Annotated in this window: 11 protein-coding genes; all 11 read right to left on the reverse strand. The window is 59.7% G+C overall.

What is annotated here, in order from left to right; all coding sequences use genetic code 11:
- Positions 1–20: 20 nt before the first annotated feature.
- The 11 genes from KEM60_RS15340 to KEM60_RS15390 all read right to left on the reverse strand — a co-directional run bounded on the left by KEM60_RS15340 (position 21) and on the right by KEM60_RS15390 (position 7,562).
- The gene (locus KEM60_RS15340; protein WP_219108834.1) at positions 21–287 is read right to left on the reverse strand and encodes a hypothetical protein; all 267 of its coding nucleotides are present in this window, start codon (positions 285–287) and stop codon (positions 21–23) included.
- A 268-nt stretch (positions 288–555) separates the two neighbouring features.
- Complete coding sequence (locus tag KEM60_RS15345; RefSeq protein ID WP_219108837.1) at positions 556–1,059, reverse strand: pilus assembly protein TadG-related protein; 504 nt, start codon at positions 1,057–1,059, stop codon at positions 556–558.
- 2 nt (positions 1,060–1,061) lie between these two features.
- Positions 1,062–1,496: a TadE/TadG family type IV pilus assembly protein gene (locus KEM60_RS15350; protein ID WP_219108839.1), complete on the reverse strand. Its 435-nt coding sequence runs from the start codon at positions 1,494–1,496 to the stop codon at positions 1,062–1,064.
- A 2-nt stretch (positions 1,497–1,498) separates the two neighbouring features.
- Positions 1,499–1,909: a TadE/TadG family type IV pilus assembly protein gene (locus KEM60_RS15355; RefSeq protein ID WP_219108840.1), complete on the reverse strand. Its 411-nt coding sequence runs from the start codon at positions 1,907–1,909 to the stop codon at positions 1,499–1,501.
- Positions 1,906–2,097 (reverse strand): hypothetical protein, encoded by a 192-nt coding sequence (locus KEM60_RS15360; RefSeq protein WP_219108852.1) that lies wholly within the window; start codon positions 2,095–2,097, stop codon positions 1,906–1,908. The genes KEM60_RS15355 and KEM60_RS15360 overlap by 4 nt, the downstream gene beginning before the upstream one ends.
- Positions 2,098–2,388: 291 nt before the next feature.
- Positions 2,389–3,321, reverse strand: coding sequence for a type II secretion system F family protein (locus tag KEM60_RS15365; RefSeq protein ID WP_219108842.1), 933 nt, complete (start codon positions 3,319–3,321; stop codon positions 2,389–2,391).
- Positions 3,318–4,178, reverse strand: coding sequence for a type II secretion system F family protein (locus KEM60_RS15370; RefSeq protein ID WP_219108844.1), 861 nt, complete (start codon positions 4,176–4,178; stop codon positions 3,318–3,320). The genes KEM60_RS15365 and KEM60_RS15370 overlap by 4 nt, the downstream gene beginning before the upstream one ends.
- Positions 4,175–5,407 (reverse strand): CpaF family protein, encoded by a 1,233-nt coding sequence (locus KEM60_RS15375; RefSeq protein ID WP_219108846.1) that lies wholly within the window; start codon positions 5,405–5,407, stop codon positions 4,175–4,177. The genes KEM60_RS15370 and KEM60_RS15375 overlap by 4 nt, the downstream gene beginning before the upstream one ends.
- A gap of 264 nt (positions 5,408–5,671) precedes the next feature.
- Positions 5,672–6,568 carry an oxygenase MpaB family protein gene (locus tag KEM60_RS15380; RefSeq protein ID WP_255574731.1) on the reverse strand — a complete coding sequence of 299 codons (897 nt, stop codon included), beginning with the start codon at positions 6,566–6,568 and terminating at the stop codon, positions 5,672–5,674.
- Between the two features lie 92 nt (positions 6,569–6,660).
- A complete protein-coding gene (locus KEM60_RS15385; protein WP_219108848.1) occupies positions 6,661–6,813 on the reverse strand; it encodes a hypothetical protein in 153 nt (50 codons plus the stop codon).
- Between the two features lie 590 nt (positions 6,814–7,403).
- Complete coding sequence (locus tag KEM60_RS15390) at positions 7,404–7,562, reverse strand: hypothetical protein (protein ID WP_219108850.1); 159 nt, start codon at positions 7,560–7,562, stop codon at positions 7,404–7,406.
- Positions 7,563–8,377: the final 815 nt, after the last annotated feature.

The following is an 8,377-nucleotide window of genomic DNA, read 5'->3' on the forward strand; positions in this document are numbered from 1 at the left end:
ATCACGGCCCCACGACCAGGTCACGCAGCGAGGGTGGCGCTCATGAGTCCTTGCACCCGCAATCGGACCGCTTCTTCGACCTCGTGCCGATCAGCATGACGCCCGAGACCGAGTTCTTGTCCTGCTGCGTCGATTTCGTCGGGTTCGAAACCGTCAAGCATGAAACTCACCTGGGCATCGACTGCCGCGGACATCGACTGCCAGGACTGATGGGAGGTGTCGTCCAGCTGAGTGCTGGCCACCAGGCTCACCGCTGCGACCAGGACATCGACCATGATGTTGGTCATGGTTCCCCTTTCAAGATGGTGAACTCCACACCTCAAGGGGGATAAGGGGGGAGACGGCGTCGGAGCTCACCTGAACGTGCGTGTTGTACGAGCGTTTAAGTCTGTCCGCCGAGTTCACTGTGATGCAAGCTCGACCAGGGCACGATTCGATATCCATTGAGGCCGCGATACCCGGTGAACACTTTGTCATCGCAGCTCAGCGGCCTATTTGACCGGCGGAAAGGTGTTCCGTCAAACAGATACAAGTTGTGTCTTTCCAACACACGTGTCATGGCGCGACCACCGCATCGACACCGTCCACTCGGCCTTGCGCCTGAGATGTGACAGTGATGGTGACTGGGCCCATCACGGATGCCAATAGCGCACCTCCCAATGGCATCTCGACCGTTCCCGTCAACACCACTGTCGCTTGACGTCCATCTTTCGAGCCGGTGCCCGAAGCCACCGTCCAGGAGCGGACCCCCGCAGGTCGCTTCGTCGCCCCCACAAACCGAGTGGCTTGTGCGTGCACGGATTCCGACGAGACTGGAAGGTGGCTATCAAGACCCCTGGCATATAACGCTGACTCATGTACCGCGTCCGCAGCATCTAATGCCGCAGCGTCTGCTACGTCGTACAACCTGATCCGTGCCAGCTGCACTGCAGTCACGTCAACAATCCCGATCACCATGGTGAGGATCAGTACGCAGGCACCCAGGATGTATAACCCGATCTGCCCGTCTTCTCGCCCCGCTGGGGCTAACACCTCGCAGTCCTCTGCTCCCCTCGCCATGATCAGCCGGCCCGGAAACGGTCCACGGTCACTGCTGCCGCCCCGTCAATGCGCACCGACGTCGGGAAAGATCCCGACAACGCCGACGGCACCAACGGCAAAGGCACCTCCACAGTGGAGGCCACATCGATACGGGCATCCGGCGTCAAGCACGGTGATGCAGCGCAACTCACCACGATCCGCCCAGCGTCAAATCCGTGGTCAGCAAACGCCAGCCGGGCTGCAGCCTGCGCGCGCGCCTGCGGGTCGGCACCGACAGGGCTGGTGACGAAAGCCCGTCCAGCCTCCCGAGCCGCGGTCGATACCGCGAATGATGCGGCCTGCAACCGAGACACGGTCAACACCAGGTACACCACCGGGATCAGTAGGATCACTGCGAGGAAGACGAATTCAACCACTGCCGAACCGTCCTCGGCGCTGTCCCGATCAGGTTGCATGATCACTGGTCCTCCGCGAACGCCCGACCTCGTGTGGTCACTGCTCCCGGTGGCCCCCACAACGCCACCACCGGCAATGGCGCACACACGTGCACCTCCACCACGGCCACTCCCCCCTCCACCCGACGCGACACCTGCACGTCCTGCGCATACGCCGACGACAGGCTCTGCCTGATGAGTTCTCGACTGCGATCCTGAGCGATCTGCGGACTGGCCCCGAGCCGCGCCCCCGCCCGGGCGCCTTCTGAGGCCGCCCAGGTCAGGGTGTTCCGCACGTGCAAGGCAAAACTCAACTGCAGCAGCGCCATCGCCAACGCTGTCACTAGTACCGAGACCAACACGAAATCCACCACAGCGGCGCCGGATTCCCCGCTATCCTCAGCTGCTGGATCAGCGCTGACTGGCTCGGTCAAGGACCCTTCACACCTTTCACCGCGGAACTAAACAGCTCCGACAACGCCGGACTCGCCACTGCCCAAATCGCCGTGACTAGACCCGCTGTCATCAACGTGATCAACACCCATCCGGGCACATCGCCACGCTCACGCTCCCGGTGATCCCCACCGGTGAGCCGCGGCGACACCGCAGCGATCAGCACCATCACTAACACCACAGACGCCGCAGCGATCTGCGCACCACGATCACGCCGGAATACCGACCATGCGCGGCCCACACCCATAGAGCTCAACACCCTTTCCTTTCACAATGTCATCACAGAGCGACCCAGGACTGGGTCAACCAGAACGGCGGGAGGGGACGCCGTACGGCGGCAGGAACAGGACCACACCTTGGAGTGCAGATCCTGGCTGCCGCGACCCACCGGCGCCGACATCAATGGCTGGCGCTGGCGGGAAGAACTACATCAGTAGCGGTAGAGATAGGTCACGCCCGGTCACGGAGATAACTGCAACAGCACGACCCCCGGATAGACCGCGAAGACGATGGTCACCGGCAACACCAGGAATACAACAGGGACCAGCATCGCGATTTCCTTACGGCCAGCGCTCTCCATCACGTGTCGCCGCGCTTCCTCACGGGCGTCTTGCGCTTGAGCCCGCAGTACCTCCGCCAACGGAGTGCCTCGCTCCAATGCGATGACCACTCCATCGACAAAACGTGCCAATGCCGCTAGTCCAGTTCGGTCTGCCAGACCACGTAGCGCTGCAGGAAGATTCGCACCTGCCCGAGCATCGGACAACGCTGTGTGCAACTCACGGGACAGCTCCCCGGACGATAATCGACACACTCGTTCCAGCGCTGCTGCTGTGCCCTCACCGGCACTGATCGACAGCGCCAACAGCTCTGCCACTGTTGGAAACTCTGCGACCATCGTGCTTTCCCTGCGTGCCACCCGCCGAGTCAGCTGGTGGTCGCGAGCCACAATGCCACCTGCCATGCCCATCAGGACCGCCAGCACCGGTAACACCACTGCCCCTGGCTGGCGCATCCAAGCCAGGCCCCCCACGATCACCCCGGCACACGCGCCAGCTGCGCCCCAGACCACTTGCTCGGCCCGGAACGCCGGTACGTCAACAAGTACTCCAGCTCGCTGTTGCCGTCGGGCCACTGACACCGCGCCGCCCACCACGGCGTCGATTCGTCCCGCAGCCCAGAGCACCCACGGCGCCACTATCTCGCCCAGGGAAGATTGGTCCCGCCGCGCACCTGATAACAACGCGCTGGGCGGCGCCGCATCGCGGACATACGGCTCAACTCTGTCGATCAAGGGCACCCGACGTGACCACGGCAGCCGCAACACAGACCAGCACACACCGACAGCGAACATCGCGCCGCATAAGCCACCCGCGATAGCCAGCCCACTCATCGCAACACCCGCTCGTCTTCAGGAAGCCGACCGATGACCGTCATCACGCGATAGGCGATCCCCGTCACTGCGGTGCCCGCCGCCAAAACCACCACGCCGCCCCATGACGAATACGCACGCAACGCATCCGGACGAGTCGCCATCATCGCCAGCACCACCCATGGGGCAGCTACCGCCAACCGGGCCGCATTGACCGTCCAGCTCTGCCGCGCCTCCAACTCGGCACGAGTCCGGGCGTCTTCTCGCAGGAACGCCGACAACGTCCGTAGGAGCCGACCAAGATCGCTACCACCCACGTCTCGAGCGATGCGCAGCGACTCCACCAACCGGTCACCCACCGGATCGGCCAATCTTTCCTTCAATCGGTCTAGACACCATGCGAACCGACCCGTCGCCCGATAATCCTGCGCGAATGCCGTGAACGCTCCTTGCAGATCCACCGGCCCACGCACACCCAGCTGTCCGATGGCTTCTGGCAGGGACAGACCTGCCCGCACCGCGGACGCCAGGTTGTCCACGACATCCGGCCACACTTCACGTAACGCCAACCGTCGGCGGCGAGCCCGTGACTTCACGACCGCTAGCGGCACATACGCCGAGATCATCCCGAACGCCAACGCCACCGGTAGGACACCTGTCGAGGCCACCACCATCAGCGTGATGACTGCTGCCAACAGCACACACATGATCACGAAACGTCCCACCGTCACCTGGGCATATCCCGCTTGCACGAGATCATCGGCCAACCCCAACAGGTACGACGACTCTCGTCGTGGCCGTTCCTCTCGTGGCCACCATGACCACCACACACATGCGGCGCCCAATCCAAACAGCAAGCCGACGACAGCCCCGCTCATGCATCTACCTCAGCCAACAGTGCTGCCACGTCGTACCCAGCTCGCTCAAAACGCTCAACGTGCGGCGGGAAACCGTCAGCGCGAACTAAGCGCTCACCCCGGCGAATGAACAAGTCGGCGATCTCCACGACATCGCCCTCGACTCGACCCGGAACAGCCACAATCTCTCGGACCCGACGGCGACCGTCCCGCTCCAGACCCATATGGATCACCACGTCCACTGCATGAGCGACGGTGGGCACCACGAACCGTGAACCAATGTTCTCCCCCGCCAATAATGGCAGGGTGCACATTTTGACTACTGCCTCTCGCGCTGAGTTCGCATGCAATGTGCACATCCCCGGGATGCCCGAGTTCAATGCGATCAACAGATCTAAGCTCTCGGCTTGCCGCACCTCGCCCACGATGACCCGGCTCGGTCGCATTCGTAGTGCCTCGACCACCAGTCGTCGTAGCGGCACCTCGCCGGTGCCTTCCAAACTGGCTTGTCGGCACTGCATCGCCGCCCAGTCTCGGGAGGTGATTTTCAGCTCGAAAACTTCTTCGCAGGTCACCACCCGATCTCTGGTAGGAATAGCGCTTGCCAAGCAGTTCAACATAGTGGTTTTTCCGGCTTGCGTTCCGCCTGCGACCAGAATATTCAACCCTGATACGACGCACGCCTCCAAGAACCGTGCTGCCCCCTTCGACAATGACCCCAAACGGATCAAATCGTCCAGACGCTCAGCTTTAGCGACGAACTTACGAATATTCACCAGCCAGTGCCGCCGCGACACATCCGGAATCACCACGTGCAATCTGCTGCCGTCAGGCAGGGTCGCATCCACGAACGGCGTCGACAAGTCAACTCGCCGTCCCGACGACTTCAACATGCGCTCCACCAGGTCGCGGACCTGCTCATCAGACAACAAGGTGGTCGTGAGTTCCGAGACACCACCACGAGCCACGAAGACTTGACTCGGGCCGTTGATCCAGATCTCTTCCACTGCTGGATCGTCAAGATAGGGCTGCAATGGACCAAACCCGGCAACCTTATCCATGATGGAACGGGTCACCGCGGCAGCATCAACCAAACGCGGCAGACTGCTGTGCAGCGATCGCACCTCGTAGTCATCAATAGCGGCCTCCACCAACTCCAGCAAAGCCGCACGTTCAGCCATTGGATCCACGTCAGCGCGCCGCACTAACTCACGCACCTCGGCCTCGATCAGGTCGAGCGCAGCAGACATCAGCCATTCCCCCGAATAAAGTCAAAATCCCCAAAAACACACTGTCGGAAGCGCACTTTCCCCAAGCTGACGTCCGACTTGGGTTCCAGGATGCAATGCAGGCGCTGGCGCTGAGCAATCGAGTTGTGCGCATCACGGTGAGACCGGGGCACTAAAGCGTGAGAGCCGTCGCAGAACTCCTTCGCAGCAGAACCAAATTCCGTTCACGCCATCCCAAGTATGTGACGCCAGTCACAATATGCTGCAGCAGGTGCCGCCGCCTCCTTACGGTGAGCGCCGCATGTCATCGGTGAGGCCAGCCATCCCCCAGCGCACCACACCCGTCCCCACTCTTCCAGCGGTGCGTGCCATAAGACCCACCGGACGCGGCCAAGGGATATGAAGCTCTGACCGCGCCCACTGCGGCAATACTGCGACCCCTCCGGCAGCCAATAAGCCGTAGCCAGGTCTCGCGATCAGTGGCAGTGGTGGTTTTCGCAACAGGAACGCCGCCGCCTCACGTGCCGCTGGACTAGCCTCCAGCTCCGGGCGGTATGACTCCAGTTGATCTTCGAGCTCGGCAACACTGCGTGGTACGCCGGTAGCTCCGAGCAGCTCTGCGCTCCTGCGTGATTGATCAACATACCGGTCTGCCTGTTGACGAGAAAGCGGCCGTCCCGAGTAGGCCTGATGAGACATCAGGAAGGACCAGCTCTCTGCCACGTGTACCCAGCGCAACAGATAGGGATCACTCGCACGATACGGCCGACCACGATGATCCTTCCCTCGCACCCGTTCATGGATATCACGGACTTGAGCGATAGCTTTTTCAGCGTCATCAACGGTGCCAAAAGTCACTGTTGCTAAATAAGTACTAGTACGCTGCAGTCTCCCCCATGGGTCCCCTTTATATCCAGAATGTCCGGCGACACCAGCCATCGCACCCGGATGCAGTGATTGCAGCAGCAGGGATGCGATACCCCCGGGAAACATCGCCGCATCTTCGGTGACAATCCAGATTGGATCATCAGGGGTAAACCATCTCAACCCCGGCGACCGCCAAATCCGGGCAGCAGCCACAGCAGCCTCATCACCAGCGACCCGAGATCGCAGCGCCTCACCCAAGCGCTGCTGCGTCGTCTGGATGACATCATCGACTTTGGCCGTCACGCCGTCACGCACTGACAAGACGTCCCCCTCTTCAGTACGTCGCCATAGCTCTGTATGTAGCTCTGTATGTCGTGGCGACGGCTATGGCGACGAAGAACTCAGACTCAGGCGTTTCCTTTCAACTCATCTTGTCGCTCCTTCATCGCGTCGGTGGCAGCCGGATCGTTCCCCTCTTCCTTGGCTTCCTGGTTGACGTCCGGACGCAGATTATTGTCGCGGTCGAGCCCAGTGTGTCCGTGATCAGACTGTGCAGTCATACACATCACTCCACTCATCATTGCTGGTGCGGGGTGCACCAGCAGCTGCGCCAGGCGGTCTAGCTGCCTGCAGCTGAGGCCAAATCGGTCACATCCAGAATGACACTATCGATGCCGACGTACTAACACCAGCGACGTTAAATCTGACCGGCACGGCTGACATGGACATCAGGGCACGTCAGGCAGCGACGGCAGGACCAGCCTCTTCACGCCATGGGATTCGGTCCACATTTTTCGCCCAGGAGCAGACCTCCAGGCCGCTGGCCCCTTGTCCTGGAGATGACTGGTATCGCTCTGGAGCACATCGAAGGCGGGCAAGGTCACCAGGTGAAGTCATGCTCAACAGATCGATATAACTCCACATGGCTTCCTCATTGAACTCGGCGAATCACGAACTCAAAGGAAAGATCGTCACTAGTTACTCGCCATACGATAGAATTCGTAATCAAATTAATTATTTTAACAACAATGAGGTCACCCCGATGATGCGCCATCAGCTATCAAAATTATCATTAAGACCTGCTCATGCATCTCTTTCTTCCTTTCGGGAGGGGTAGCAGCATGAGTATCACTTGAATCATTCTCAAAAATTATTTGACATCCAAAAGCCAGCAATACGCACTTACTGTCTTTCCTGCGCTGCCGACTATTGGAGCATTGGCTACTATTGCGCTCAAAATTTTTAACATCGGCATTTTGCCGGTCTGCTCGTCACCTATTTCTATAGGGTCTACAGCAGCAATCGCCACTCTCGCATGGTCCTTCCCTGAGTGGATCCTCTATGACGTTCGCCTCATGAATATTGCATGGTCGTTAACATCGTCTATTCATGTCCAAATGTCATCGAAGGATAAGATCCAGTACGCCATGCTTGTTGATTTGGCGGCCAACAATAGCTGGCCTCTCCATGTCTACTTTCAAGCTCACTCAGTCGCTGGTCACTGTGAGTTGAGCTGCTGATCGCGTAGCTGCGGAGGATCCGAATCGGGCAGGGCAGTCCAGGCCTGGCTGCTCGCTGATCCAAGCGGGCTACCCCTAGAAATGCACGTGTTCGAGGGCAACGCCACGGAAACCTCAGCCAAGGTTGCAGTCTTGACCCAGTTCCAGGCGTAGCACGAAGTAAGGAACACCATCGTGGTTGCCGACGCCTGGATGCTTTCGGCGCCATCCGAAACTCCGAAGAAGGCGTCGACTCCTCCATCGTTATCGGGCCTTGGCTTTCCAAGGCGTCATAGATCTGACCGACCACATAGCCACGAAGAACACCTATGTCACCAAGAGGAAGCACTGAAGATCCTGCGATAAGATCTAGTTCGCCATTCCTGGTGGTTTGACTACCAACAATAGCTCTGTGCCTGCTTGTCGTCTGAGCCCAACTCATACCCCTGATGTGTAGCACAAGCATGAAACTCGAAGTTCTGCACTAAATCATAAAAACGTATAGCCCTGATAAACCGGGGTGGTTTATCAGGGCTATACGTGAATGTTTGTCCGGCGGCGTCCTACTCTCCCACACCGTCTCCAGTGCAGTACCATTGGCGCTGAAAGGCTTAGCTTCCGGGTT

This window comes from Austwickia sp. TVS 96-490-7B (assembly GCF_019331795.1).
Taxonomy (GTDB): Bacteria; Actinomycetota; Actinomycetes; order Actinomycetales; family Dermatophilaceae; genus Austwickia.

Excerpts from the sequence above, each read along its gene's own strand:
- KEM60_RS15340 (WP_219108834.1), bottom strand. The coding sequence starts at position 287 with ATGACCAACATCATGGTCGATGTCCTGGTCGCAGCGGTGAGCCTGGTG.
- KEM60_RS15345 (WP_219108837.1), bottom strand. The coding sequence starts at position 1,059 with ATGGCGAGGGGAGCAGAGGACTGCGAGGTGTTAGCCCCAGCGGGGCGA.
- KEM60_RS15350 (WP_219108839.1), bottom strand. The coding sequence starts at position 1,496 with ATGCAACCTGATCGGGACAGCGCCGAGGACGGTTCGGCAGTGGTTGAA.
- KEM60_RS15360 (WP_219108852.1), bottom strand. The coding sequence starts at position 2,097 with ATGGTGCTGATCGCTGCGGTGTCGCCGCGGCTCACCGGTGGGGATCAC.
- KEM60_RS15365 (WP_219108842.1), bottom strand. The coding sequence starts at position 3,321 with ATGAGTGGGCTGGCTATCGCGGGTGGCTTATGCGGCGCGATGTTCGCT.
- KEM60_RS15370 (WP_219108844.1), bottom strand. The coding sequence starts at position 4,178 with ATGAGCGGGGCTGTCGTCGGCTTGCTGTTTGGATTGGGCGCCGCATGT.
- KEM60_RS15375 (WP_219108846.1), bottom strand. The coding sequence starts at position 5,407 with ATGTCTGCTGCGCTCGACCTGATCGAGGCCGAGGTGCGTGAGTTAGTG.
- KEM60_RS15385 (WP_219108848.1), bottom strand. The coding sequence starts at position 6,813 with ATGACTGCACAGTCTGATCACGGACACACTGGGCTCGACCGCGACAAT.